Annotated in this window: 21 protein-coding genes and 1 pseudogene; 9 read left to right on the top strand and 13 right to left on the bottom strand. The window is 59.6% G+C overall.

All coding sequences use genetic code 11. From position 1 onward, the window contains the following. Positions 1-85 precede the first annotated feature (85 nt). On the top strand, positions 86-1,354 hold the full coding sequence (gene codB / locus E4O98_RS16500; RefSeq protein ID WP_078820844.1) for a cytosine permease: 1,269 nt from the start codon (positions 86-88) through the stop codon (positions 1,352-1,354). 50 nt (positions 1,355-1,404) lie between these two features. Continuing rightward, a complete protein-coding gene (codA, locus tag E4O98_RS16495; RefSeq protein ID WP_032876831.1) occupies positions 1,405-2,640 on the top strand; it encodes a cytosine deaminase in 1,236 nt (411 codons plus the stop codon). A gap of 8 nt (positions 2,641-2,648) precedes the next feature. On the opposite strand, the gene E4O98_RS16490 is transcribed toward codA, so the two are convergent. From E4O98_RS16490 to tssI, 4 genes are read right to left on the bottom strand one after another with little or no spacing between them, the layout of a single operon-like run. Further along, complete coding sequence (locus tag E4O98_RS16490) at positions 2,649-4,799, bottom strand: lipase family protein (protein WP_248135730.1); 2,151 nt, start codon at positions 4,797-4,799, stop codon at positions 2,649-2,651. 14 nt (positions 4,800-4,813) lie between these two features. Beyond that, positions 4,814-5,575, bottom strand: coding sequence for a hypothetical protein (locus tag E4O98_RS16485; protein ID WP_248135729.1), 762 nt, complete (start codon positions 5,573-5,575; stop codon positions 4,814-4,816). A gap of 4 nt (positions 5,576-5,579) precedes the next feature. Further along, positions 5,580-6,416: a DUF4123 domain-containing protein gene (locus E4O98_RS16480; RefSeq protein WP_248135728.1), complete on the bottom strand. Its 837-nt coding sequence runs from the start codon at positions 6,414-6,416 to the stop codon at positions 5,580-5,582. Continuing rightward, the gene (gene tssI, locus E4O98_RS16475) at positions 6,416-8,431 is read right to left on the bottom strand and encodes a type VI secretion system tip protein TssI/VgrG (protein WP_248135727.1); all 2,016 of its coding nucleotides are present in this window, start codon (positions 8,429-8,431) and stop codon (positions 6,416-6,418) included. The genes E4O98_RS16480 and tssI overlap by 1 nt, the downstream gene beginning before the upstream one ends. A 596-nt stretch (positions 8,432-9,027) precedes the next feature. Here tssI and E4O98_RS16470 point away from each other — a divergent pair. Then, positions 9,028-10,179, top strand: a complete 1,152-nt coding sequence (locus E4O98_RS16470; protein WP_248135726.1) for an MFS transporter — start codon at positions 9,028-9,030, stop codon at positions 10,177-10,179. Between the two features lie 9 nt (positions 10,180-10,188). On the opposite strand, the gene E4O98_RS16465 is transcribed toward E4O98_RS16470, so the two are convergent. From E4O98_RS16465 to E4O98_RS16435, 7 genes are all read right to left on the bottom strand, one after another. After that, positions 10,189-10,851 (bottom strand): type III secretion effector protein, encoded by a 663-nt coding sequence (locus E4O98_RS16465; protein WP_228309674.1) that lies wholly within the window; start codon positions 10,849-10,851, stop codon positions 10,189-10,191. A gap of 419 nt (positions 10,852-11,270) precedes the next feature. Next, complete coding sequence (locus E4O98_RS16460) at positions 11,271-11,588, bottom strand: hypothetical protein (RefSeq protein ID WP_032876842.1); 318 nt, start codon at positions 11,586-11,588, stop codon at positions 11,271-11,273. A gap of 140 nt (positions 11,589-11,728) precedes the next feature. After that, complete coding sequence (locus tag E4O98_RS16455) at positions 11,729-12,781, bottom strand: type III secretion effector protein (RefSeq protein WP_248135725.1); 1,053 nt, start codon at positions 12,779-12,781, stop codon at positions 11,729-11,731. A gap of 161 nt (positions 12,782-12,942) precedes the next feature. Continuing rightward, on the bottom strand, positions 12,943-15,348 hold the full coding sequence (locus E4O98_RS16450; protein WP_248135724.1) for a TonB-dependent receptor: 2,406 nt from the start codon (positions 15,346-15,348) through the stop codon (positions 12,943-12,945). A 97-nt stretch (positions 15,349-15,445) separates the two neighbouring features. Beyond that, positions 15,446-16,396 carry a FecR domain-containing protein gene (locus tag E4O98_RS16445; protein WP_148854458.1) on the bottom strand — a complete coding sequence of 317 codons (951 nt, stop codon included), beginning with the start codon at positions 16,394-16,396 and terminating at the stop codon, positions 15,446-15,448. 26 nt (positions 16,397-16,422) lie between these two features. Beyond that, positions 16,423-16,920 carry a sigma-70 family RNA polymerase sigma factor gene (locus E4O98_RS16440; RefSeq protein ID WP_248135723.1) on the bottom strand — a complete coding sequence of 166 codons (498 nt, stop codon included), beginning with the start codon at positions 16,918-16,920 and terminating at the stop codon, positions 16,423-16,425. 98 nt (positions 16,921-17,018) lie between these two features. Continuing rightward, positions 17,019-17,393, bottom strand: a complete 375-nt coding sequence (locus tag E4O98_RS16435; RefSeq protein WP_164699550.1) for a cytochrome c — start codon at positions 17,391-17,393, stop codon at positions 17,019-17,021. A 198-nt stretch (positions 17,394-17,591) separates the two neighbouring features. Between E4O98_RS16435 and E4O98_RS16430 the strand changes: the two genes are divergently transcribed. From E4O98_RS16430 to E4O98_RS16420, 3 genes are read left to right on the top strand one after another with little or no spacing between them, the layout of a single operon-like run. Then, positions 17,592-18,392, top strand: coding sequence for a glucose 1-dehydrogenase (locus E4O98_RS16430; RefSeq protein WP_005786823.1), 801 nt, complete (start codon positions 17,592-17,594; stop codon positions 18,390-18,392). After that, positions 18,385-20,211 carry a glycoside hydrolase family 15 protein gene (locus E4O98_RS16425; RefSeq protein ID WP_148854462.1) on the top strand — a complete coding sequence of 609 codons (1,827 nt, stop codon included), beginning with the start codon at positions 18,385-18,387 and terminating at the stop codon, positions 20,209-20,211. Before E4O98_RS16430 ends, E4O98_RS16425 begins: the two co-directional genes overlap by 8 nt. Continuing rightward, positions 20,199-21,110 carry an alpha/beta hydrolase gene (locus E4O98_RS16420; RefSeq protein ID WP_248135722.1) on the top strand — a complete coding sequence of 304 codons (912 nt, stop codon included), beginning with the start codon at positions 20,199-20,201 and terminating at the stop codon, positions 21,108-21,110. The genes E4O98_RS16425 and E4O98_RS16420 overlap by 13 nt, the downstream gene beginning before the upstream one ends. Here the strand turns inward: E4O98_RS16420 and E4O98_RS16415 are convergent. Next, positions 21,096-22,064, bottom strand: a complete 969-nt coding sequence (locus E4O98_RS16415) for a helix-turn-helix domain-containing protein (RefSeq protein WP_228309667.1) — start codon at positions 22,062-22,064, stop codon at positions 21,096-21,098. The genes E4O98_RS16420 and E4O98_RS16415 overlap by 15 nt on opposite strands. 88 nt (positions 22,065-22,152) lie before the next feature. On the opposite strand from E4O98_RS16415, the gene E4O98_RS16410 reads away from it, so the two are divergent. Then, the gene (locus E4O98_RS16410; RefSeq protein WP_223019142.1) at positions 22,153-22,833 is read left to right on the top strand and encodes a DJ-1/PfpI family protein; all 681 of its coding nucleotides are present in this window, start codon (positions 22,153-22,155) and stop codon (positions 22,831-22,833) included. Positions 22,834-23,331: 498 nt separating this feature from the next. On the opposite strand, the pseudogene E4O98_RS16405 reads toward E4O98_RS16410, so the two are convergent. Continuing rightward, positions 23,332-23,503 (bottom strand): annotated as a pseudogene (locus tag E4O98_RS16405) (LysE family translocator); the annotation flags it as partial. A 130-nt stretch (positions 23,504-23,633) separates the two neighbouring features. Here E4O98_RS16405 and E4O98_RS16400 point away from each other — a divergent pair. Beyond that, complete coding sequence (locus E4O98_RS16400; protein ID WP_032876877.1) at positions 23,634-24,149, top strand: sigma-70 family RNA polymerase sigma factor; 516 nt, start codon at positions 23,634-23,636, stop codon at positions 24,147-24,149. After that, positions 24,136-25,086 carry a FecR domain-containing protein gene (locus E4O98_RS16395; protein ID WP_248135721.1) on the top strand — a complete coding sequence of 317 codons (951 nt, stop codon included), beginning with the start codon at positions 24,136-24,138 and terminating at the stop codon, positions 25,084-25,086. Before E4O98_RS16400 ends, E4O98_RS16395 begins: the two co-directional genes overlap by 14 nt. Positions 25,087-25,186: the final 100 nt, after the last annotated feature.

Genomic DNA, 25,186 nt, shown 5'->3' with positions numbered 1-25,186 from the left:
TGCTTGCGCTAGCTGATATCTACCCGCCTCTGCGTTGGCACGCACGATGCAAACGAGCTGCGTCACTACTCAGGGAGCAGCCCCCATGACGCAGCAACCACCTGGCAACGATTACCCCCTCAGCGAAGTCCCCCTGCATGCGCGCAAAGGCCTTGCGTCCACGGCCATGGTGTTGCTGGGTTTTACCTTTTTTACCGCAACCATGTTTGCCGGCGGCAAGCTGGGGGTGGCGTTCAGTTTCATCGACATGCTCGGCGTCGTGGCCCTGGGTAACCTGTTGTTGGGTATCTATGCCGCAGGCCTGGGTTACATCGCGTTCAAGAGCGGCCTGAATTCGGTGTTGATGGGGCGTTTCTGTTTTGGCGAAGTGGGCAGCAAGCTCAGCGACTTGATCCTCGGTTTTACCCAGATCGGCTGGTATGCCTGGGGCACTGCCACGGCGGCCGTAGTATTGGGCAAATATTTCCAACTGAGCCCAGGCAGTGTGCTGGGGCTGATGATGGTGTTTGGCTTATTGTTCTGCGCCACTGCCTATGTGGGGTATCGCGGGCTGGAAATCCTGTCCTGGATCGCAGTGCCTGCAATGGGGTTATTGTTGATCCTGTCGATGTGGGTCGCCACGGTGAAGGTCGGCGGGCTACCGGGGCTGCTGGCGGTGGTGCCGACCGCAGAGTTGGACTTGTCCACGGCGATTACCCTGGTGTTCGGCACCTTCGTCAGCGGTGCGACCCAGGCCACTAACTGGACGCGGTTTTCGCGCTCGGCCAAGGTCGCGGTGCTGGCCAGCCTGATCGGCTTTTTTATCGGCAATGGCCTGATGGTGCTGATCGGCGCCTATGGCGCCATCGTCTATCAGCAACCGGATGTGGTAGAGGTTTTACTGCTGCAAGGTTTCGCCATGGCCGCGATGGCGATGTTGCTGCTCAATATCTGGAGCACCCAGGACAACACCATCTACAACTTCGCCGTCGCCGGTTGCAACCTGCTGCGCACCCAGCGCCGCAAAACGGTGACCCTGGCCGGTGCAGTAATCGGCACCCTGCTCGCCTTGCTTGGCATGTACGACCTGCTGGTGCCCTACCTGATCCTGCTGGGCACCGTGATCCCGCCCATTGGCGGGGTGATCATGGCGGACTTCTTCTATCGTTATGGGGGCCAATACCCGCGCCTGGCGGATGCTCGCCTGCCGGCATTCAACTGGCCGGGTCTGGTAGCGTATGGGGTGGGTACCGTACTGGCGTTCAATTCGCCATGGGTCGCGCCGCTGGTGGGAATTGTTGCCGCATCGCTGACCTACGTGTTGCTCAGCGCCATACTACGCATCATGACCGCCGGGGCATCGATATCGCCTTGAGGATCCGGCGGCTGCCTGCCTGATTGTTTTTAGCCAAGAGGAACTTGACCATGCACATCATCAATGCCCGCCTGCGCAACCGTGAAGGCTTGCATGATCTGCACCTGGAACACGGCCGGATCGCCAGTATTACTGCGCAAACCAGCGTTCCCACGCTCGCGGCCGGCGATCTGGACGCCGCCGGCAACCTGGTGATACCGCCTTTCGTCGAACCCCACATCCACCTTGATGCCACGCTCACTGCCGGCGAACCGCGCTGGAACATGAGCGGTACGCTGTTCGAGGGGATCGAGTGCTGGGGGGAACGCAAGGCCACCATTACCCAGGAAGACACCAAGGCCCGGGCCAAAAAAACCATCCAGGCCCTCGCCGCCCACGGTATCCAGCATGTGCGCACGCATGTCGACGTCACCGACCCGGACCTCACCGCGCTCAAAGCCATGCTGCAAGTGCGTGAAGAAAGCACGCACCTGATCGACCTGCAAATTGTTGCCTTCCCCCAGGAGGGCATCGAGTCGTTCCGCAATGGCCGCGAGTTGATGGAGGAAGCCATTCGCCTGGGCGCCGACGTAATCGGCGGCATCCCCCACTTCGAATACACCCGCGATCAAGGGGTCAGTTCGGTGAAGTTCCTCATGGACCTGGCCGAACGCACCGGTTGCCTGGTGGACGTGCATTGTGACGAAACCGATGACCCTCACTCACGCTTTCTCGAAGTACTTGCCGAAGAAGCCCGCAGCCGCGACATGGGCACCCGCGTCACCGCCAGCCACACCACGGCCATGGGCTCCTACGACAACGCGTACTGCGCCAAACTGTTTCGCCTGCTGGGGCATTCCGGCATCAGCTTTGTGTCTTGCCCCACCGAAAGCATCCACCTGCAAGGCCGCTTCGACAGCTTCCCGAAACGCCGCGGCGTCACCCGTGTCAACGAGTTGCTCGAAGCCGGCATGAACGTGTGTTTCGGCCAGGACTCCATCGTCGACCCCTGGTACCCGTTGGGTAATGGCAACATCCTGCGCGTGCTGGAAGCCGGCCTGCACATCTGCCATATGCTCGGCTACCGCAACCTGCAAAGCGCGCTGGACCTGGTCACCGACAACAGTGCCAAGGCCATGGCCCTGGGTGACCGCTACGGTCTGGAAGCCGGCCGCCCTGCCAACCTGCTGATCCTGTCGGCCGACAGCGACTACGAAGTCATTCGTAGCCAGGGCCTGCCGCTGTACTCGATCCGCAATGGCAAGGTGCTGATGAAGCGGCAACCGGCACAGGTGGAGTTTATGTAACCCGGTGGCTAGACGATGGAGTCGATATCCAGTGTTTGCGCCCTTGCCAGATCATCGTGGGAAGGCGGTGGGATGCTGGCAAATTGAGCAGGCTCGCGATTCTCACGGTGGCTGAACCAGCGTTTGAGGCTGGCGTGCAGGTGCGTAGCCTCCGCATGACTGCCGTAGACATCGCGGGCTTGAAGGCGACGCCAGCGCAGGCTGGCCAGACGCTCACGGCTGGTGTGCAAACGGTCGATCTCGGCGTTCAAGGCATCGTTGGTTTCATGGCTGCGATCATTGGCAGGGCGTAGACGGGCGAGGTCACGCCGTTTGGCCCGCAGTTGCGCGCGCATGTCCTCAAGAGCCTGGTCGAGCAGCTCAAACTCCCTTGGAGTCACCAAGGGGCCTTGGCTATCCAGGGTTTGTTGCCAGCGCCGCAATGTAGCCCAGGCCGCAGGGATGTAGCTGGTGGTCATGAAGTGTTGACCGGCCTGAAAAAGCTGCCTCAATAGATTGTCGCGGTCGGGCATGTCGCCCTGCAGTTGCAATGCGCGATTACAACCCGCCTCTTCGATGGACTCACAGCCCGGCTTCCATAACACCGAAGAATGGGTGCCATCCGGGAGCGTGATCGGCATGAAGTGATGTTGTTCACCATGATGTTGATAGGGGTTGCCCCCCATGCGCACCAACCCGGCGGCGAACAACAGGCCACCGGGTACAGGAGCACTGAATAAGGTGATGGCACCGGGTATCCAGAGTTTGGCGGTGGTGTTCATCCACGGGGCGGGGACACTAGGCACGGGGTCGTTGTGATTGACGATGCGGTGGTGGACCAGTGATGAAGCGCCGGCAGTGAATTCGGAGTCAGCGGCACGGGGCGCCCCATAGGTGTAAAGGAGGATGTTGTAGTGGGCGTCCGGCGTTCGGCGCAGTCCTTCGGCCAACAGCAATGCAATGGCGCCGCCGAGGCTGTGGCCGCAAATTACAATGCGTTGGCCGGTGTGAAACTGATCAAGGTATCGCAATACGAAATCACGCATAGCCCGGTAGGCTTGATAAAATCCGTCATGCACTTTTCCAACGCCTTCGGCAAACGCTACCTGATGGGCGTCTGCGTCACGTAGCACATCGGCACGGCTGACGGTTCCTCGCACAGCGATCAGGATTACCTCATCGTGGTGAGTGATGAAAGCCTGGGTGTCGGTGCCGAATTTTTCGTCATCGAAAAAGTGCAAGCGCGCAGGGTGCTCCTGTTCTTCCTTCAGTTCCGGTCGGTTTTGGGGATACAACTCAGGATCGAATGGCAGGATTTCGAAACGGCTGGAATAAGGGACCTCTTCATAGAGCGGATAAAAACGCTGCACTTGCTTCGGGTCAATTCGCCAGGCTTCGTGATACAACGAAAGCTGTTCAGCGAATAAATTTCCAACGCTTGGATACAGCGGAAACCGGACTTCATGCAAAGGCCTTTCTGAGGGTTCCTGCCCAAAATCGCAATAACTCAACGCGGCAAACAATGCGAGCTGGTACAGGTTCAGGGCACTGAATCTGTCTTCAATACATAGCATTGGGCGCAACGCCCGTAGTGGTCGTACTTCGAGGACAGTGTGGTTGTTGGGGAACAGTACGATACCTGACAACGTTGGCTCGGGTGGGCCGAATCCAAGGTCGGCCATCATTTTCAGTACATGACGTTTGGGACTATGGGCACGAGGCGTTATCGCAGGTAAGTGGGCAACATGGCGTACTAGATCCCTGACTTCGACTTGGTAGAATTGGTTGGCTTGTTGTTGTGCAGGATTAGCCTCAACGCGACGCCCATCGGCCATAGCAAATCCAGTCTGCTCAGCACGAACTTGAAGCTCGGTAACTGGAAGCTGATAGGTCGGTCGCATCATTAACCGACGATATGGCTGCCCTGCTCCTGAATACAGGTCATCAAAAACAAGGATGACGGGGCCGCTATTAATATTTTCCAGCTTGGCAAAGCCTTCTCCATTCAATCTACCCTTGTACTGCTGTCCTACACTGTCGCGGACGGTATATGGCAGGCCGCCATACGTCGCGCCAACCCCGAGCTCATCGACCAGGCAAAAGCTGACCCAGTGCCCTCGCAATGAACAAGCTGGCGCACTGTCGCTGAAAAAGGATCGCGTCCTTGCGTCCAAATACATGGCTTAACTCCTTATCACTCACACGTTGGATAAATATTGCAGATGCGGCCATCCGGCATTTTTATTGGCTTGAAATCGGTGTTATTGCCATTGCAGTAAGCATCCAGATCGGCAAAATCTATACCCTTGCAGCGTTTCCACCCTCCTGGAACAGCGACCCAGTTATCGCCAAAAGCGGGGCGTTCCTCATCAGTCATCTTTAGCATCACCCTGAGGGTTCTCCCCCGCAGTTGATCGCGCTGTGCAGTTCCACCAACGCGTGTTGTCTGCAACTGTCCTAGCGAATTAACCGAACGGCACTGGAGGATTTTCCTGATTGCATGAAAGGGACCTACTGTCCGAAACAACCATTGACACTGACCTGATAGCTCCTTCACTCCTTTCTCCTGCATCCCAGGTATATCCAGATGATCGCTAATAGAGATATAGGCATCATCCCCCCCCACATCTGTATCCCGCGCGCCCCACTTCGCATAAAAACCAAACTCCACACTGCGCAGTACCAACGGGCAACCCTCTACCGTTTCAGCCAGCGGCAGTTCATAGCTAATCCTGCTCGCTACCGGTTTGTATTCCGTGAAAAAGACTTTTCGCTCTGGTCTCTTACCTCGACGCCTGGGTAAAACGCAGCTTTCACCCGTCGCAGGTCGGTAATTGGCAGCAGTTTTAAGTTCAAACTGGGCCGGCAAATCCACCTCCAATGTAAAACTATCCACCACCCGCCCCGCGCACCCCGGAATCCCCGCGCCCCCAAGAACAAGCAACACCGCTGCCATCCACCTACTCACCGTTTCCCACCTCCCTGTGCCACTGCTCCACGACCCGGTCAAAATGCACTTCAGGTGTTTCCCCAGCCCGAGGCGGCCAATGAATAACGCTGCTTCGGATCGTCTCTTCCAACCGGCGCACCACCAGGAACGCCAACTGCTCGGGGCTGCGCCATTGCCAGGTCCGCGCCTGTTCCAGTATTTGGCTGAGCCAGACCTTGGGGTCCTGGAATTCGACCAATGCCGCCAGGTCCTCACTGTGCTCCGCGAGCAGATAACGCAGGATATTGGCGTGCAGGATGGCTTCGGCCTGTGGGTTTGGCGTATCCAGCCAGGGCGCTGGATCCGGTGCCGAATAATCGCCCGGAGCAGGGTTTTCGCTTTGGTGCCAGCGCCCTTCATGCCAATAGCACACGCTGACCAGCGGCCCGAGATAGACCGGCCAGTGCGCCTTTGATAGATGGAGCAAGGCGCGGGCCAGGGTGCGGTTGTCGTGAATACGATAGAGCGCCCGCTGCCCCGTCGGCCCCACCAGCAGCCTGTCGCGCCAATGTCGCGTTGCACCCGCCAAGTCGGCAGCGGATAGGCTAAAGAGCCATCCCCAGTTCGACTCGGGATGTTGCAGCAGGTCGATCAGTGCAGGCTCATTCATTTGTTCCAGCAATAGGATCAGCGGGCCAGAACTCGCCAACTGCGCCGCATCGGTCTCGCTGTAGAGCTTGCAATAACGCGACAGGTCGCGCCCTGCCAGCAGCGGTTGGCTAGCCTCATGACTCCCCTCAAGCATCAGGCATAGGTGGTAGCCTTGTTGCTGTTGTCGGGCCATCCATCGAGTGACCAGGCTGTCCATCAAGCTGCCCTCCCCGCAATATCGCACTGACCTTCGCGGCAGCATTCGCACAGGGGGCAAAAGTCCGCACCCAGTTTTTTAGCCAAATCCATGATGACGCCTTGCGCTGCAGAAACTTGCGCGCGGGCAACTGGCGGGGGTGTTACCGAGCGCGTTGCGGACGGTGAACCGCCCAGGATGATGGGCCGGCTGCTGAAAATACCTCCGGCCTGAATCAGCAGGTGCTCTCCGCCAGCCTTCAGGCTCAGTTGCGCACCCGCCTCAATCACCAGGTTGGCACCAGCCTTGAGATGAACCTGTTGCCCGGCTTCGATCACCAGGGTCTGAGCAACACGGGTCAGGCTATCGCCCTGTACGTCGAGGTGGTCATGCGCCTCGAGCACGACCTTGCGAGCACCGAGAATATGGCGACGCTCCTCACTCTCCAATCGAACCGTACTGGTTCCCCGAATGACTTCATGCCGTTCCCCTGCCACTTCCAGGCGGCTGTCATGCCCCACCCGTTGTTCCAGGTCACGCTGGGCGCGCAGGTAGATGAGCTCTTCGCCACTGCGGTCTTCCAGATGCAGCTCATTGCCACCGCTACCGCCTGGGGAGCTGCGGCTGCGCAGTACCGTGCGTGTCTTGTGCTGTGGCAAGGGGTAAGCCGGCAAGTGCGACGCATTGGGCAGGCAGCCGTTGACCAAAGGTTGGTCCGGGTCGCCTTCCAGGAAGCTCACCAGCACTTCCATGCCTACCCGGGGAATGACCAGAGCGCCAAATCCGTCACCGGCCCAGCCCGACGCCACCCGCAGCCAACAGCTGCTCGTATCGTCGTTTTTGTCCAGGCGATCCCAATGAAAGCGCACCTTCACCCGCCCATAGGCATCGCAATGCACGTCCTCTCCAACGGGCCCGGTTACCGTTGCGGTCTGGCTGCTACTGATCGTCGGCTTGGGGTGCTTGAGGGCCGGGCGATGCACTGCGCGCCAGGGGGTTGCAGTGAATCGGTTGCGATAGCCCTGAAACCCGCCGGCCTCGAATGCCGACTCTTCCAACACCTGCGGCTGGTAGCCCTCATGACGCACCGACGTCAGCAACCATAAGTCATTGCACGCTGGATCCGGGTGACCGCACAGTTCAAGAAAGTGACCACTGCGTAACGCGGGTTGATCGCTTTTGCCCAACACCCGATGGCGATCACGCTGATGGCGCTCCAGGCCACGCCGCGCCAGTTGCGCCCCCCGGGCACGGCCGGTGAAACCACCGGGGCATTCATAGTCTTCCCATGGTTCTGCCGTTTTGGCACCGGCCTGTTCTTGCAGGCAAAACGAAGGATGCTCAAAGTCATAGTCTCGACGCACGGTTCGCTGACTGCGTGTCTGCAAACGCCGGTCGAAGCGCTGGACCACCCGGGTCTCGAGCGCCGGATCACCCGACGAGCAATAACGCTGTACCGCCAGCCGTCGAAATACCGTCTGGTCGTCACCGAATACCAGCAGATGGTTATCCACGCTGTGGCGAAAATGGTAGTGAATACCCTCCTCTTCACACAGCCGCTGGATAAAGTGCAGGTCGGATTCCCTGTACTGCACGCAAAACACCCGCGGTGGATACACCACCGGTCCAAGCTCGAAGGCATAGGCGTCGGCAAGGATCCCGTGGTGTTCAAGGACCGTTGCAATGATCTGCGGCACGCTGCGTTGCTGGAATATCCGCTGGTCGCGACGATGGGCAAGGCAGGCCAGGCGCGGGGCGAGGGTCAGGTGATAACGGGTGAGCCGCACGCCAGGGTCACCTCGACCGATGGCGTAGACCTGCCCATGCAGCCCCTGCTCCGCTTCGCCAAAGTCCAGATAGGCGGGTTGATGAAGCAGCGCCTCCAAATCGAAGGAAGGGTCTTCGCTGACCAGTTGCACATGTATGAAGTAAGGCTGATCGAGGGCTTCAGTGCCTTTGAATGCCACTACCTGAAAGTCTGTAGTTATACCTGAAAGAACTAATTTGAAACGTGACGAAACAAACGCGTTAACCATCCTTTGTTACCCGCCATCAACTTTTCAACTGAACGACTCTCCCTCGCCAATACCGGGTGGATTGCGAAAAAAAGCACCTGAACAGACTAAAGCTTAGCGATTTCCCGCGCTTTTCGGCGCTTACCCAATAAAAAAGAAGTTTCGTACACCGAGGATGGAAGTGTCGCTTATAAAGCAAGACATACAGCCAATAAGACATCTAAGAACAACAAGAAAATTCTTACGCGATTTTATATCTGAATAACCAAGTTCCGAAGAAACAGCTGACATCTGCCCACCAACGTTATCGGACAGGGGAAGCGTATTACAGAACCTCCAACCTGTGGGAAGTGGTCTGGAAGGTGGTAATCCGTCGCAAGAAACCTGGGGTTCAGCCACCCTCACGAGGATTACACACCTTCCAGACCACCGCCTACAGGCTCGATCACTCCTGTGTGGTTATCAGCCACCAAAGCGTTCCGGCTTTGTAAAAATAATTTTCTCGATCCGTATTTTTGATTCCGAACGCGAAGGGAACCCGGCTCGCTCCAGAGGGCCTGATGTGCAAGGATGTGACACTGAACATCGCTCGATGAACGCAAAACCAAGGACTTTTCATGACTGCCATCCCCACCCCTGCGCCCGTAATTCCCGGGCGGCTGGAGCAGATGTCGACGCGCATCGCTTTCTTTATCGCCGGCTTCGGTATCGCCGCCTGGGCGCCCTTGGTGCCGTATGCCAAAGCGCGCGCAGATCTGAATGAAGGCACGCTTGGCCTGCTGCTGTTGTGCCTGGGAGTTGGCTCGATCATCGCGATGCCGGCAGCAGGCGCCTTGGCATCGCGCTACGGCTGCCGTCTCGTACTGACCGCAGGGACGCTCATGATCTGCCTGGCCCTGCCGATGCTGGCCACTGTCAGTTCGATCCCGTTGTTGATCGCAGGGTTGTTCCTGTTCGGCGCGGGCCTGGGCACCGTGGATTCCACCGTCAATCTGCAAGCGGTGATTGTCGAGCGCGCCAGTGGTAAAACCATGATGTCGGGCTTCCATGGTTTGTTCAGCCTGGGAGGCATCGTCGGCGCAGCGGGGGTTGCCGGATTGCTGGGCCTGGGCCTGTCGCCACTGCAGGCGACGCTGGTAGTGGTGGCTATCATGGTTGTGGCGCTGCTCAAGGCCGCACCGCACCTCCTGCCTTATGGCAGTGAAAGCTCCGGCCCGGCTTTTGCGGTGCCACATGGTGTGGTGTTGTTTATCGGTTGCCTGTGTTTCATCGTGTTCCTGGCCGAAGGTGCCGTGCTGGATTGGAGTGCGGTATTCCTCAGTGCCGAGCGCGGCCTGGATGAAGCTTACGCCGGCCTTGGCTACGCGGCATTTGCCTTGACCATGACCGCTGGGCGTTTGACCGGTGATGCCATTGTCCGACGCCTGGGGGCAACGCGAGTGATCGTGATCGGGGGCACCTTGGCGTGTGTCGGCCTGCTCATCGCGACGCTATTACCCGCCTGGGAAACTGCATTGCTTGGATACGCATTGGTGGGTGCCGGGTGTTCGAATATCGTGCCGGTGCTGTACACCGCCGTCGGCAAACAAAAGGTCATGCCGGAGCATATTGCGGTGCCGGCCATCACCACGCTCGGTTATGCCGGCATTCTCGCCGGCCCTGCGGTAATCGGCTTTATCGCCCATGGCAGCAGCCTGAGCACCGCCTTTGTATTGATTGCGGTGTTGCTGGCAGCCGTGGCCATCAGCGGCAAAATCCTCAAGGTATAGGCCCGGCAGTCAGCGCGCTTTGCGAGCATCGTCCTGCTCCCGCCAGCGCTCGAGGCTTTTGTTGCTCAACCACCCCTCTTTGTGGGGTGGGCCAAACAGTCGTGTGCCGTTGGCACGTTCCAATGAAGGCAGCAAACCTGGGCGTTCGATAATGTTCTTCGCCGTGTAGACACACAACTCACTGTATTGGGGCCTGGGCATGCCGGTAGACGTGTCCAGTACAGGGCTGCCCTTCTGATCAACTTCGTAAGGGTCCTGCATGACCGCCTTGAGCTTGGCAATCTCAACGTACTGGTGTTGTTCGAACAGGAAGGTGCGGTCCATTGTCTTGTCTCTCAACTGTTCAAACTGGCTTTGCAGCGCTTGCACCACTTGCGCGTTGCCATGGGTATGAAACGGATCCTGGCTGAACACACTCGCCGAGCTGTTGCCATGCAAAGCCTGGGCTGCCGCACTGAGGCTGTCACGCGTGATATCGCCGTCGCGGCTGAAGATGGTGTCGCTTAACCGCGCACGCTTGAGAATTTCCCTGACGACCTGAATGGCGCCGTCCAGTGCCTCGTTTTCACCCATGGGTTGAGCGGCGATCCGCTGCAATGACATCCAGGTCAAGCGCCCCTCATTAAGGAAGGGGTGCAACAGGCCAAAGGCTTTTTCAAGGGCCTTTGCCAATTGCTTGTCCGTTGAAGTTTCACCCGGCAGGGAACTGCTCGCCCGTTCAGCGGGGAAGTTCTGTAGGTCTCGATGACTTAGAGCGGATAACGTTCCGCGCAAAAGAGTGGGCTGGCGAGAGATCCCTCGCTCCGGCACGGAAGAAGCTTCCTGCCAAGTGACCGGTGATAGCGTCGTTGCTCGCGCAGCTGACCCGCCAGGGGCGAGAGGCCGACCGGGAGGTAGTACACCCTCGATTTTCATGGGTTTTCTCCAACTCTATTCAGATGCATATCCGCTTGGTGACCTGTGTCGGAATGACAAGATCAACGAATGGATTCCACTCGGACAAGCACCTCATGTGTGGTTGGAGGGAGACGGCAGTTCCGGATGAGCAGCGAATACCAATGACAATATGTAAAAGCCCAGGCAAGGCAGCATCAACCTGACTTTCGACTACGCCACCACGTCGCCAGGCTATTGATCAGCCCGGTGCTTTTCAGTGAATCAGCGCGGGCCACTGGGACCTGGCGGTCAGCCAACATGCCCCGGGAAAAATCATCCGCAACGGGCGCCTGAAATTTTCGCTCGCCGGCAAACGCTTTCATGCGGCGGGCTTGGGCCACATATTCCTGCGCGGCAGTGGGCATACCTTCTGATACTCCGCCCTTCTCGGACAGCGCAGGGTTTACTTGCTGGGTGTTTTGCAGAAGTTCAAGGCGGCAGGATTGGGAGGAATTAAACGAAGTTGAAGTCATGTGTTTTCCCTCAGGCGAAATCTGAAAAGCAGTGGGCCAATGCACCACCGCAGTTACCACCTATGTGGCAAATAAGCGTAAGCCGTTCCTTAAATGATTGAATCAGGCGCCGTTTTCGCAGCACAGCGCCTGAAGGCGGGTTATTGCGACAGTAAGGCCAATGCTTTGCGACGGATCTTTCCATCACCGTCGGCACTGACGAGGTTATCTAACAGTTTGAGCAGGTCGCCCCGTTTCATGACTGCCTGGGCCAATTGGATCAGGTGATCCTTGGCTGCATCGCCTGTGAGCTCCTGACTTGCGAGTTTCCTCAAGTCTTTGAATTTCAGGTGTGGCCCGCCGCTCCCATCCTTGAGTTCATCGAAATGCTCGAGCATTTCAGCGGCCAATTCCTTGTCAGTCTTGTACTTGAAGTAGTTATCTCCCTGGATAACCGCGTTCAGGCTTGTCCAATCAATAAGATCATTCAACGCACCGGTGCGACCGTCCCGGTCAAGCGCCGCCATCAGCTCCGGACGTCGCAGCAGCTCATTGGCCAAGCGGGCGTTTTCCCTCATGACCGGGTTAGGTGACCATCCTCGTTTCGCCATCGCAAGAATGCTGTCAACGCTGATAGACCCAGGGTTATTTGGATCTCTAAACGCGTTGAAGCTGTCGCGCAATTGCTGCGCCAACTCTTCGTTACTCTTTAATGAGTATTGCGGATCCGGCCTGCCGGGGGCGACCGGATAAGGCCTACCCCCTGCAGTAGGGTCGGGGCGCGGCGGTGGATTGCTTGCCCCGGGGTTGGGCCTTGGCGGCGGGTTGCTGCAGCCCGGATGCATGGGCGGCCGATGCCCCAGGAACCAATGACTGAGCCAGCGCTTGAGTTGGCTCAGTAAGTGATGCAGCCCGGGAGGGTTGTGTTGATGGCCAAGCACATCAGCCGCGGTTGTTGCCGGCTGATGGTGATCGAACACCGGCCCGGCCTTGTTTTGCGTGGTCGGGAAGTTGACATGGGCAGCACGCTGATCATTGAAAGAAGGCGCAGCAGGTGCCTCGCGAGTGTGTTTGACGACGGCCTTGCCAGTGACTTGTGAAAGGTCTGGCGTTGTTGAAGCAGAGACGGATGTATCCATCGATACCGACATAGGTTTCTCCATTGCAGTAGGCGCGATTTCAGCTTGTCGCTCCAACGCAGTGTCGAAGCCCATCAGCTTTCCCATGTGTGGTTTTGTGTCGGAAACAGTTCCTGACGCAGCAACAATACGTGCTTTGACGGTGTAGGAAACAGATCAGGCAGGCTTGCATTACGCCTGGCGCGGGCAAAAAAAATCGCAACCCTTGGGCTGCGATTATTGCCATCAACCGAAGATCAGAATCCAACGCTTGCCTGTACGAAGAACGTGCGCGGCTCGCCCAGGTATATCCCGGCGTTATTGTCGCTGGAGCGTGTGTAATGTTGCTGGTCGAAGAGGTTTTTCACCCCCACGCCAAGTTTCAGGTTCGACAGTTGCGCACCGAAGTCATAACCGCTGCGCACGTTGACCGAAACATAACCCGGAATATCACCGTACTGGCCGTCAGCGGTGCCTTGGGTGATATAGGTGGTGCCGGTGCCTGGCGCACGCTGGCCAGACTGAGCATAGACGTCCAGGTTGTGCGTCCAGTGATTGACATCGTAACGCAGGCCCAGGGTCGCCACTTCACGGGAATACAGCGGCAGATCGCGGCCCTTGAACGGTACGTCGCCCTCGGAGGTGGCCTTGGTGTAGGTAAAGCCGGCGTTGGCGGTCAGACCGTCGAGGCGCGGGTCAAGATTGGACAGGTCGTAGTGGGCCGACGCTTCGATACCGGCGTGCTTGGTGGCGCCGAGGTTGGTCCAGCCTACGTCATTGCTGACGTATTGCAGTTCATCCGAGAAGTCGATGTAGAACAGCGTCACTTCGCCGCCCCAGATGCTGTCGTTGTAGCGCGTCCCGATCTCGTAGGTCTTGGCTTTTTCCGGGTTCAGACCGTTGGCGGTCTGGTTGCCGGTACCACCCTGCCCCAACTGGAAATACTGCAAGCTGCCGAAGGAGGTTTCGTAGTTGGCGAACAGTTTCCATGCGTCGCTGACGTGGTACATCACGCTCAGGGCCGGTAGCGGTTCATTGTTGTGAATCTCGCGGCGTTTTTCCTCGGTACGCTTGCCGTTCAGGGCCACTACCGGGCGGTCATGCCATTCGGTGCGGATGTCTTCAAAGCGGATGCCCGGCGTGATGGTCCACTGGCCGATGTCGATTTTGTTGTCGATGTAGAAAGCGCTGGCTTCGGTGCCGCCGGTGCGGTCTTGATAAACGTGGCCGTCGCTCTGCCCACCTGGCGTGGGTACGTTGTTGACCAGGTTAAGGCTGGTGGCCTGCTCGTGCATGCCTTCCTTCAAGTAGCGGTAGCCAACGCTGACTTCCTGCGTGCTGGGGCCCACATCGAACACATGGGACACCCGTGGCTCGATGCCGAAGGTGTAGTAGGTGCGTGGGTAGGAACTGAGGGTTTTCAGATCGCGGTTGGCGATGTTGCTGCCTCGGAAGCTGTCGGAATAGTAGGTCAGCACTTCAGCCTGGGTACGGTCGTCAATCTGGCGGATGTACTTGAAGGACACGTCCTTGCGGCGGCCGCTGAAGTTGTCCCAGTCGCGCACCGACTGGTACGGGTTGGCGTCAAACTGCTCCTGGGTCAGGCCACCGGGCATGTCGGCGCTGGCATCGTAATAGTGGAAGTTCAGCGAGAAGTCGTCTTGATCGGTCGGCGCCCAGTGGGTCTTGAAGATTACATCGTCAATGTCGTTGGAATTGTTGCTGTTGCGATAGCCGTTGCCATTGACCCCGGAGTACAGCAGCGCGGCGCCGATGCCGTTGTCGGCGGTGCCGCCGATAAACGCATTTTCGACGTGCTTCCAGCCACCGTGGGCGGACGTTTGCAGGGTAGTGCCGACTTCCCCGGAGAATTTTTCCGGGATGGCGCGGGTCACGAAATTGATCACGCCGCCGACGTTCTGCGGGCCATAGCGCACGGACCCGGCACCACGCACGACGTCGATGCTGTCAAGGTTACCGGCGGAAATGGGCGCCATCGACAGTTGCGGCTGGCCGTACGGGGCGAAGGCTGCCGGTACGCCGTCAATCAGCACGGTGGAGCGTGGCGACAGGCGTGAGGTCAAGCCGCGTACGCCGACGTTGAGAGAAATATCGCTGCCCCCGGTGCCATTGGATTCCTGTACCTGCACGCCAGGCACGCGGCGCAATACGTCGCCGACGTTCATCGCGCCCTGCTCCACCATGGCTTCGCGGCGCACCACCGTGCGTGCACCCGCATGGTTTTGCACCACGGCGGCATCGGCATCGCCGAGCCAGTCGCCCACCACCTTGATGTCGGTGACGCCCAGTTCCAGCGGCGAGCCAGCTTCGCCAGTGCCGGAGCTCAGCGTGCGCAAGGTTACGGAGCCTGCGTCGATCTGGTAATCCAGCCCACTGCCTTCCAGCAATTGGCGCAGGGCTTGTTCAGGCGAGAAGTTGCCATCCACTGCTGGGGCTTGCTTGCCGGCGACCATGTCGGGGCTGAAGAACACTTGCAGGGAGGTCTGCTGGCCCAGTTGGCTCAAGGCTGCACCCAGGGGCTGGGCGCGAATATGAACGCCTTCGCCAGCCTGTGCGGCAGGCAGCGCGATGCTGACTGCGATAGCCAGGGCGAGAGGCGCCCAGCGGGAGGTTTTATTGTTGTGGAGGGCGAGTTTTTTCACGTCGAACCTAGTCCTGTGATCGCAAAAGTGTGCGTCTGTTAATGCAAACCAGTTGCAGTTGCAGGAGAAGACGAACAATGCGAAAAAAACCTGAATGTCAGCGTGAAATAATTTCCTGGCTGCCGTCCGGCAAGGTGCGCAAGGCAACCGGCAGAATATGTGGCAAGGCTTTGAGCAAGGCGTCGGTGTCACTGGCGTTGAACACGCTGGTCAGACGCAGGTTGCCCACCGCTGCCGTGGTGATGCGCAACGGTTGCTCGCGATAGCGCGACACTTCCCGCGCCACTTCGGCCAGGCTAGCGTTGTTGAACACCAGTTTGCCGGTGCGCCATGCGGTCAGCTCTTCAGGGTTTACGGCATAGGCCGCAGCCACTTCGCCCTGAGTATCGACATGAGTGCCCCGGCCGGCGGTGAGCGTCACGACTTGAGCCGACGCTCGTCCCTGCACCTTGACGGTGCCGGTCTCGACCACCACGCGGGTGCGGTCGTCATCGCGACGCACATCGAAGCGTGTGCCGGTGACCGTTACCTGCCCTGCCCCGGCGGCCACCACGAACGGGCGACTGGCGTCGTGCTCGACACTGAACATCGCCTCACCCTGCTTGAGCTCAATGCCCCGCCGACCTTTTTCGTAGTGAACCGCAACCACACTGCGGCTGTTGAGGTCCATCACAGAGCCGTCTGGCAAGGCCACCTGGCGCTGCTCGCCCACCCGGGTAGTGAACTCGGCGCTGTAGAGCTTGGACTGGCCCAGCCCGCTGAACAAACCCAGGCCCACGGCAATGGCAACCACACCGGCCGCTACCGCATAGCGCAACACCGCCCCACCCCTGGGGCGCTCGGCCGGCGCATCGCACAAAGCCTGCAAACGGGGTTGGGGCAGCAGATCCGTGGCGCTCCACAGCCCTTGCAGCACATCGAACTCATATTGGTGTTCGGGCTGCTCGGCACGCCAGGCCTCGAAACGTTGCCGTTCTTCGGCGTTCAACGGGCCGTCTTGCAGGCGCACAAACCATTGCGCCGCTTCGTCACGGACACGCTTATCCATCGTGGAAGATCCTGTTTCAAAGCGGGTCATGGCGCCATTGCATCCAGGTGGTCACGCAGATGCCGCAGGGTGCGGATCATATACTTCTCCACCATGTTTTTAGACAGCCCCAGGCGCACGGCGATTTCCTGTTGGGTGAGCCCCTCGATTTTCTGCCAGATAAAAATCTTGCGACAGTTGAGCGGCAACTCGACCAGGGCCCGCTCGATGGAGTCGGCCAACTGAATCGCGTGCATGTAATGCTCCGGATCGCCGCTGTGGGGGGCTTGATCAACGGCCTGCAACGTCAACGCCGCGCGGCGTTCTGCGCGCCGGTAGGCGTCCACCGCGATATTGCGCGCGGTTTGATGCAGGTAGGCGCGCGGTTGTGCAACCTCGCTGGCGTCGGACTCAAGCACTCGCACAAAAGTGTCGTGGGTCAGGTCCTCGGCTTGCTGACGGTTCCTCAAGCGGCGCGTCCAGGTGCCGATCAACTCTTCGTAGTGCTCGAAAAAGCCTGTTCTGCGGGGCGGCTGAGGAATCATCGCGAAGGCACTGAGGAGGCGGGGCGTGAATAGTAATGCTTCCTATTAAGTGGGGCAATTGCTGTCCATCGCCGGTACGCCCGCCGCACTCAAACCCCTCAACTTTTTGAAATCACGCTACTCATGTATTGATGCAGATCGCGGAAGTCCTGAACGCTCCACGCGTGCGGCGCTATCTTCACACCGTTGTCCTTCAACGTCTTTGGAATCAGGTTGCCATTTGGGCGAAGTATTATCGACGAGACGATCACGCCCGGATAATCATGCAGCCGCTGTTTGAACGCGGCGGTTGTAAGGTCAGGCGTGGGGGGATTGCTTTTTTTAGCCAATGGCCCGGTGGCCTTTATATCGGGTCCATGGCACACGCCGCATCGCTGTAGATAGAGCGTTTTTCCATTGCTGTTTTCCGCAACAGCCAATGATGTCTGAGCCAGTGATAAAACGGCTGATAAGCCAATGAGTAAACTTTTCATCCTTGGGGTGCGTGTCGATATACACATTCCTTTGCTCCATCCCTTACCTTTTGTTTTCAGCATATTACGATAAACCTTTGCCTTGCGCCCCGGCGCTACACCTGCGGCCCGCGGTCTAGGCGTAAAAGCCGTGCGGTGAACTTCCGCTCCCCGCCGCCAGTCAGCTGAAAGGACTCGGATAAACACAGTGGGTGGGCGATGCAGATTTCCTTGCAGCAACAAGTGGCTCTGGTCACCGGCGCCAGTTCCGGTATCGGTGCTGGCGCAGCCAAAGCCCTGGCCGACGCGGGCGCGGCAGTGGTGCTTAACTACAACTCCCAGGCGGCCCCCGCCGAGGCCCTTGCCGCACAGATCAATGCCAACGGCGGTCGGGCGCTTGCCATCGGTGGCGATGTGTCCAAGGAGGCTGATGTCGAGCGCCTGTTCGCACAGACCCTCGATGCCTTCGGCCACCTGGATATTCTGGTGGCCAACTCCGGCCTGCAAAAAGACGCCAACCTGGTCGACATGAGCCTCGAGGACTGGAACACCGTGATCGGTGTCAACCTCACCGGGCAGTTCCTCTGTGCCCGAGCGGCAGTGCGTATCTTCAATCGTCAGGGCGTTCGTGAGGGCGTGTCACGAGCGGCCGGCAAAATCATCCATATGAGTTCGGTGCATCAAGTCATTCCGTGGGCCGGGCATGTGAATTATGCAGCGTCCAAGGGCGGCGTGGAGATGCTGATGCGCACCCTCGCCCAGGAAGTCAGCGAGCAACGCATCCGCATCAACGGCATTGCGCCTGGGGCCATTCGCACGGCGATCAACCGCGCAGCCACTGAAGGCGCTGCGGAGAAAGAGTTACTCAAATTGATTCCTTACGGTCGCGTCGGCGATGTAGAAGATGTGGCCAATGCAGTGGTGTGGCTGGCCAGTGATGCTTCTGATTATGTGGTCGGCAGTACGCTGTTCATCGATGGTGGCATGAGCCTTTATCCGGAGTTTCGCGGCAATGGTTGATCTGAAAAAAGAACCCCAAAGCGCCATCGATGCCCACGGCATCATCGGCGACATGCGCAGTGCCGCACTGGTAAACGACCGTGGCAGCATCGATTTTTTCTGCTGGCCGGAATTCGACAGCCCGTCGATCTTCTGCGCACTGCTCGACACGCCCGACGCCGGCACCTTCCAGCTTACCCCGGACCTGCCTAACGCCCGCCGCGAGCAGATCTACCTGCCTGACACCAACGTGCTGCAAACACGCTGGCTGAGTGACGAGGCGGTGGTAGAAGTCACCGACCTGCTGGCGGTCAGCGAAGAGGTCGACGAGCTGCCTTTGCTGATTCGCCGAGTACGGGTGGTCAGCGGCCAGGCCAACCTGCACCTGCGTTGCGCCGTGCGCCACGACTACGCACGTGCCAAGACCCACACCACAGCCGATGACAGCGGCGTGCTGTTCAGCGCCGACGGTCAGCCCGGCCTGCGTCTGGTAGGCAGCCACCCGCTGACCCTCGAAGAAAATGCAGTCGTATCCCGCTTCACCCTGGCCCAGGACGAGGGCGCCGAATTTGTGCTCGGCGGCCAGGATGATCCGCGGGTGGTCAACAACTGCACGGACCTGTACCTGGAACGCACCCTCAAGTTCTGGCGCGGCTGGATCTCCCAGTCCAATTACCGTGGGCGCTGGCGCGAAATGGTCAACCGCTCGGCCTTGGCGTTGAAGCTTTTGACCTCGCGCAAGCACGGCGCAATCATCGCCGCCGCCACCTTCGGCCTGCCGGAAAGCCCCGGCGGCGAGCGCAACTGGGATTACCGCTATACCTGGATACGCGATGCGTCGTTTACCGTCTACGCGTTCATGCGCCTGGGGTTTGTCGAGGAAGCCAACGCCTATATGCGCTGGCTCAAAGGCAGAGTCAGCGACTGCTGCGGCCAGCCGACCAAAATCAATATTCTCTACGGCATCGACGGTCGCCAGGAGTTGCCGGAAACCACCCTCGATCATTTACGCGGCCACGGCGGCGCCCAACCGGTGCGCGTGGGCAACGAAGCGTTCGACCAGATCCAGCTGGATATCTACGGCGAACTGATGGACGCGGTGTATCTGGTCAACAAGTACGGCGAAGCCATTTCCCACGAAGGCTGGAAACATACGGTGGAAGTGGTCGACCAAGTGTGTGAGATCTGGAACCGCAAAGACGTAGGCATCTGGGAAATGCGCGGCGAGCAACACCACTTTCTGCACTCGCGCCTGATGTGCTGGGTGGCCTTGGACCGAGCTATTCGCCTCGCCTCCAAACGCTCGCTGCCCGCCCCATTCGCGCGCTGGGACCAGACACGCCAGGCTATCTACGCCGACATCTGGAGCAACTTCTGGAACGAAGAGCGCGGGCATTTCGTCCAGCATATCGGCAGCACGGCGCTGGACGGCTCGATGCTGTTGATGCCGCTGGTGCGCTTCGTTGCGGCCACCGACCCGCGCTGGCTGGCGACGCTGGAAGCGATCCAGAAAAGCCTGGTGCGCGACGGCATGGTCTACCGCTACCGCAATGACGACAGCCAGATCGACGGGCTGCAAGGCACAGAAGGCGCATTTGCCGCCTGCTCGTTCTGGTACGTGGAATGCTTGGCCCGCGCCGGGCAAGTGGAGAAGGCCCACCTGGAATTCGAACAGCTGCTGCGCTACGCCAACCCGCTGGGACTGTACGCCGAAGAATTCGACAGCCAGGCTCGGCACTTGGGCAACACACCTCAGGCGTTGAGCCACTTGGCATTGATCAGTGCGGCAACGTTCCTGGACCGCAAACTCAGCGGGGAGAAGACTGTATGGCAACCCTGATGTCCCCTGCCCCGCTGTTGTATGTGCGCACGTCCATGCTAGACGTGGCTTATGAAACCCACGGCCCCATCGCAGGCGAGCCGGTGATCCTGCTGCATGGCTTCCCTTATGACCCTCGCGGTTATGACGAAATCGCGCCGGTGCTGGCCGAGCGTGGTTATCGGGTGTTGGTCCCCTATTTGCGCGGTTATGGCCCGACGCGGTTTATCAACGACCAGGTCATGCGCTCCGGCCAACAGGCGGCGTTGGCCAAGGACCTGCTGGATTTCATGGATGCGCTGTCCATTAAGCAGGCCACGCTCGCTGGGTATGACTGGGGTGGGCGCGCGGCGTGTATTGTCGCGGCGCTATGGCCCGAGCGGGTACGCGGCTTGGTGACGGGGGACGGTTACAACATCCAGGACATCGCCCAGTCCCTCGAGCCTCGGGCACCGGAAACCGAGCATCGATTATGGTACCAGTATTACTTCCACACCCAGCGTGGAGTCGACGGTTTGACCGCCAATCGACAAGAGCTGTGTGAGTTGTTATGGCGGCTTTGGTCGCCGACCTGGCGTGAAGGGCCAAGTCTGTATGGCAAGACTGCGCCGTCATTTGATAACCCGGACTTTGTCGCGGTGGTGATTCACTCTTACCGCCATCGTTTCATGTATGCGCCGGGTGATCCCGCGCTGGAATCCATTGAGCAGGCATTGGTGCAGCAACCGGCGATAACGGTGCCCAGCATTTCGTTATGCGGGGCCGACGACGGTGTGGGCCCGCCGTCGCTTGAGGATGACGATGTGGAGCACTTCAGTGGTTTTTATCGCCGGCAGGTTTTGCCAGGCATTGGTCATAATGTTTTCCAGGAAGCGCCCCGGGTCACGCTTGAAGCATTGCTGGAACTACTGGAGCGGTGAAAAACGCTCCCGGTAAGCTTGAGGCGTCACTGACAAGGCCCGCACAAAGCTGCGGCGCAAAGTCTCCTCACAGCCAAAACCGCACTGCATGGCGATACGTTTGATGGAGGTCGTGCTGTCTGCCAATTGCCGGCGCGCGGTTTCGACACGGATCAGTTCCACGGCCCGTGCCGGGGTCTGGCCGGTCTCGGCGCGGTAATGGCGCACAAAGCTACGCTCGCTCATGCCAGCCTGGGCTGCCAGGGTGGCGATGTTCAGATCCAGCGTCAGATGGTCGGCGATCCAAGCGTGCAGGTCGGCAAAGCGGCTGTCGCTCTTTTGCAGGGATAACGTCACGCTAAATTGCGACTGACCGCCAGGGCGCTTGAGGAACACCACCAAGTGGCGGGCCACTTCCAAGGCAATGCCGCGCCCCAGGTCATCCTCTACCAGGGCCAGGCACAGGTCGATCCCGGCGGTCACACCAGCAGACGTCCATACCGCGCCCTGCTGGATGAAAATCGGATTGGCCTCCACTGTGAGCGCGGGAAACTTGCGCGCCAGTTCTTCACACCGCGTCCAGTGCGTGGCCACGCGGCAACCATCGAGCAAACCGCTGGCGGCCAGCAGAAAGGCCCCGGTGCACACCGAAGCCATGCGCCGGGTGTGCCGGGATTTATCGCGCACCCATTGCACCAGTGTCGGGTCTTCGGCGGCAGCGTACACGCCCCAGCCACCGGCGATCACCAGGGTATCGCAAGGCGCGTCGATGGCGGGCAGCGGTTCAGCCAGCAGCGCCAGGCCGGCAGAAGTCCTCACCGGTTCAGGCTGAGCGGCGATCACATTCACCGCGTAGGGCAACGGTAAACCACGTTGGCGCAACAGGTCATTAGCCGACGCAAATACTTGCAGAGGCCCGGTGACATCGAGCACCTGGGCATTTTCAAAAGCGAGTACATGAATAATCTTGGGCATGATTGGCGTGATTAGTGGGCTCAATGGCGTACCCGCCAAAGCCTAGGCTTCTACAGTGCGGTCGTCCATTTCTTTCGGAGCTTGCACCATGACCTTGCAGATCGGCTTTCTGTTGTTCCCCGGCATCCAGCAACTGGACCTGACCGGCCCCTATGATGTCCTCGGTTCGCTGCCAGACGTGAAGCTGCACCTTGTGTGGAAAGACCTCGCGCCGATCACCTCCAGCACTGGCCTGGTGTTCACGCCGACCATTACTTACGCCGACTGCCCGAACCTGGATGTGCTCTGCGTACCCGGTGGCGCCGGTGTGGGCCCGTTGATGGAAGACCCGCAAACCCTGGATTTTCTCAAGGCCCAGGCACAGACAGTGCGCTACCTGACCTCGGTGTGCACCGGCTCATTGGTATTGGGCGCGGCAGGGCTGCTGCGCGGTCGCAAGGCCACGACCCACTGGGCCTACCACCACCTGCTCGCCCCGCTCGGTGCTGTTCCCGTGCACGAGCGCGTGGTGCGTGACGGCAACCTGTTTACCGGCGGCGGGATCACCGCCGGCATCGACTTTGCCCTGACCCTGGCCGCAGAGTTGTACAGCGAAGCGGCGGCGCAACTGGTGCAACTGCAGATCGAATATGCGCCGGCCCCACCGTTTGACTCCGGCCGCCCGGAGACTGCGCCCCGATATGTACTGGAGGAAGCCAACAAGCGCACGGTGGAGTCACGCAGAGTGCGTGGGGAGATTGTGGCGCGGGCGGCTGCACGGTTGGGTTGAATGTTCATCCGTGGCGAGGGAGCAATCTCCCTCGCCACAGTACAGCGCTGTTTCTTAACTGACAGGCATCGCCGTTACTGCGCTCGCGTCTCGCCGCCTCCCTCTACTACCCGATCAACCAGCAACTGAACGCCCTCTACCATCCGGCAAATCCCCAACACCACACTGCGTTGCGAACCTTCAACCTGTACGGACCGGACACGCTGTTCAAAAGTGAGCCGCTGTCAGGGCGGAACCCTAAGTGGCCGTTACCGCAGGAATGGATATGTACTCGGTATGACTGTGTCGGCTGTCAGGCCGCCTTCGCGAGCAAGCCCGCTCCACATTTGGATCGCGGGGTGTCAGGTAGAGAAGCATCGCCTGTCAGGCCGCCATCGCAGGCAAGCCAGCTCCCACAATTGGATTGTGAGGTGTCAGGTAAATGAGCATCGACTGGCAGGCCGTTACGGGAGCAAGCTCCCTCGCCACACAGAAACCTGCTTGGCTTCCCGCGTGTCGTCAGGCAGGACGCGACATCACCGCCAAGCGCACGGCCAACGCCATCAGCACCGCCGCCAAACCCCACTTCTGCAGCCAGGCGCTTTTGTTGCGTTTGGCGAAGAAGCGGCTGAGCCCCCCCGCCAAACATGCCCAGCAGCACGTGAAACACACTCGCGATCAGCGTCAGCACGGCGCTCACAGGCTCTACAAAAATTGTGCTGGATACATTACTGACGCAGCAAACCAGTGATTGCTGAATGCCACAACCAACGTCTAGAATGCGAAACATTATCAATTAAGCCTGCTGCGCCAGGATGACCATGTCGAGCGATCACCCACTGGACCATGCCGCCATCGGCCAGCTTTACCAAGCCCACCATTCCTGGCTGCGCGGCTGGTTGAGCCGACGCACCGGCTGCCGTGAACACGCCGCTGACCTGGCGCAGGAAACCTTTGTGCGCCTGCTCAACGCGCGCAAGCAACAGACCTTGCAGCAGCCGCGTGCTTACTTGAGCAGCATCGCGCGCAGTTTGATGATCGACCAATACCGACGCCGCGAACTGGAACGTGCCTACCTGGAAAGCCTGGCGCACTTTCCTCAAGTCGAGGTGCCGAGCGAAGAAACCCGCCTGCTGATCCTCGACAGCCTGGCGCGCATCGACCGTTTGCTCGACCAGCTCAAGCCACGGGTGCGCGAGGCGTTTCTGTTGGCCCAACTGGACGGCCTGACCTGCGCGCAAATCGCCCTGCGCCTGGGCGTGTCCAAGGCCACGGTGGAGCGTGATCTGTCCAAGGCGCTGCACGCCTGCTATCGGTTACGTTATGCCGAATGCTGATCCGCGCCTGGTGGACCAGGCCATCCAGTGGATGATCAAGCTGCGCTTCAACACCGCTGACGACGCCAGCACGGCGGCCTTTGAGCAGTGGCTGCACACCAGCGCCGCGCATCAACTGGCGTGGCAGCGCGTGGCGACCATGAATGACGACTTCACCCAACTGCCGGCGCATGTCAGTCGCCATGCCCTCGATGGCGCGCGCCAACGTATCAGTCGGCGTGAAGGCTTGAAGCTGCTGGGCTTGTTTGCCGGCGCCGCCGGGTTGGCCTGGCTGGGTCGCGACTACACGCCCCTGCCCGCCCTGATGGCGGACTACCGCACGGCCACCGGCGAGCGGCGCTGGGTGGCGTTGAACGATGGCAGCAAGGTCCAGCTCAACAGCGCCAGTGCCATCGATATCACCCTGAATGCCGAGCGGCGTCTGGTGAACCTGCGTCAGGGTGAAGTGTTGGTCAATACCGGCGCTGACAACCGTCCGTTCTGGGTGCACACCCGCGATGGTTACCTGCGCACCCTCGGCACGCGCTTTGTGGTACGTGAAGAAGCCCAAGGCACGCTGCTGGCTGTGCAGCAGGGTGCGGTCGCGGTGTATGCCGACAGCCATGACGCCAGCGCACGCCAAATGATCAAGCCGGGCGAACAGGTGCTGTTCAACCGTAGCGGCATTCGCCCTTCTCCCACCAATGGCCTGGATCCCTGGGCCTGGAGCGACGGCGTCATCAGCGCCCACAAAATGCGCCTTGACGACTTCCTGGCCGAACTGGGCCGCTACCGCAACGGCTTGCTCCGTTGCAGCGAAGCCGTCGCGGGGCTGCGGGTTTCGGGCACCTATCAACTGGAAGACACCGATCAGGTACTCAAGCTGGTGGCGCAATCGTTGTCGATCAATGTGACCTACCGCAGCCCCTATTGGGTGACCGTCTCCGCTCGGGTTTGAGCGGCCGAAAATAAATGAGGTGAATTCTCATTGCCATTCGACCTGTAAGGAAAGGCCGATCAACAGGCCGGTGTTGTCCACTTCCTTCAGGAGCATCCCG

It is taken from the genome of Pseudomonas sp. W2Jun17 (assembly GCF_023127795.1).
GTDB lineage: Bacteria > Pseudomonadota > Gammaproteobacteria > Pseudomonadales > Pseudomonadaceae > Aquipseudomonas > Aquipseudomonas synxantha_A.
The sequence above is the reverse complement of the archived record's forward strand: the minus strand, read 5'-3'. Positions and strand labels throughout refer to the sequence as shown.

Bases quoted from the DNA above. Each gene is read 5' to 3' on its own strand.
- tssI (WP_248135727.1), bottom strand. From the start codon at position 8,431: ATGGTTAACGCGTTTGTTTCGTCACGTTTCAAATTAGTTCTTTCAGGT.
- E4O98_RS16435 (WP_164699550.1), bottom strand. From the start codon at position 17,393: ATGAAAAGTTTACTCATTGGCTTATCAGCCGTTTTATCACTGGCTCAG.
- E4O98_RS16410 (WP_223019142.1), top strand. From the start codon at position 22,153: ATGACCTTGCAGATCGGCTTTCTGTTGTTCCCCGGCATCCAGCAACTG.
- E4O98_RS16490 (WP_248135730.1), bottom strand. From the start codon at position 4,799: ATGTATTTGGACGCAAGGACGCGATCCTTTTTCAGCGACAGTGCGCCA.
- E4O98_RS16485 (WP_248135729.1), bottom strand. From the start codon at position 5,575: ATGGCAGCGGTGTTGCTTGTTCTTGGGGGCGCGGGGATTCCGGGGTGC.
- E4O98_RS16425 (WP_148854462.1), top strand. From the start codon at position 18,385: ATGGTTGATCTGAAAAAAGAACCCCAAAGCGCCATCGATGCCCACGGC.
- E4O98_RS16430 (WP_005786823.1), top strand. From the start codon at position 17,592: ATGCAGATTTCCTTGCAGCAACAAGTGGCTCTGGTCACCGGCGCCAGT.
- E4O98_RS16480 (WP_248135728.1), bottom strand. From the start codon at position 6,416: ATGGACAGCCTGGTCACTCGATGGATGGCCCGACAACAGCAACAAGGC.
- E4O98_RS16440 (WP_248135723.1), bottom strand. From the start codon at position 16,920: ATGATTCCTCAGCCGCCCCGCAGAACAGGCTTTTTCGAGCACTACGAA.
- codA (WP_032876831.1), top strand. From the start codon at position 1,405: ATGCACATCATCAATGCCCGCCTGCGCAACCGTGAAGGCTTGCATGAT.
- E4O98_RS16400 (WP_032876877.1), top strand. From the start codon at position 23,634: ATGTCGAGCGATCACCCACTGGACCATGCCGCCATCGGCCAGCTTTAC.
- E4O98_RS16415 (WP_228309667.1), bottom strand. From the start codon at position 22,064: ATGCCCAAGATTATTCATGTACTCGCTTTTGAAAATGCCCAGGTGCTC.
- codB (WP_078820844.1), top strand. From the start codon at position 86: ATGACGCAGCAACCACCTGGCAACGATTACCCCCTCAGCGAAGTCCCC.
- E4O98_RS16470 (WP_248135726.1), top strand. From the start codon at position 9,028: ATGACTGCCATCCCCACCCCTGCGCCCGTAATTCCCGGGCGGCTGGAG.
- E4O98_RS16420 (WP_248135722.1), top strand. From the start codon at position 20,199: ATGGCAACCCTGATGTCCCCTGCCCCGCTGTTGTATGTGCGCACGTCC.
- E4O98_RS16395 (WP_248135721.1), top strand. From the start codon at position 24,136: ATGCCGAATGCTGATCCGCGCCTGGTGGACCAGGCCATCCAGTGGATG.
- E4O98_RS16455 (WP_248135725.1), bottom strand. From the start codon at position 12,781: ATGGGCTTCGACACTGCGTTGGAGCGACAAGCTGAAATCGCGCCTACT.
- E4O98_RS16460 (WP_032876842.1), bottom strand. From the start codon at position 11,588: ATGACTTCAACTTCGTTTAATTCCTCCCAATCCTGCCGCCTTGAACTT.
- E4O98_RS16445 (WP_148854458.1), bottom strand. From the start codon at position 16,396: ATGGATAAGCGTGTCCGTGACGAAGCGGCGCAATGGTTTGTGCGCCTG.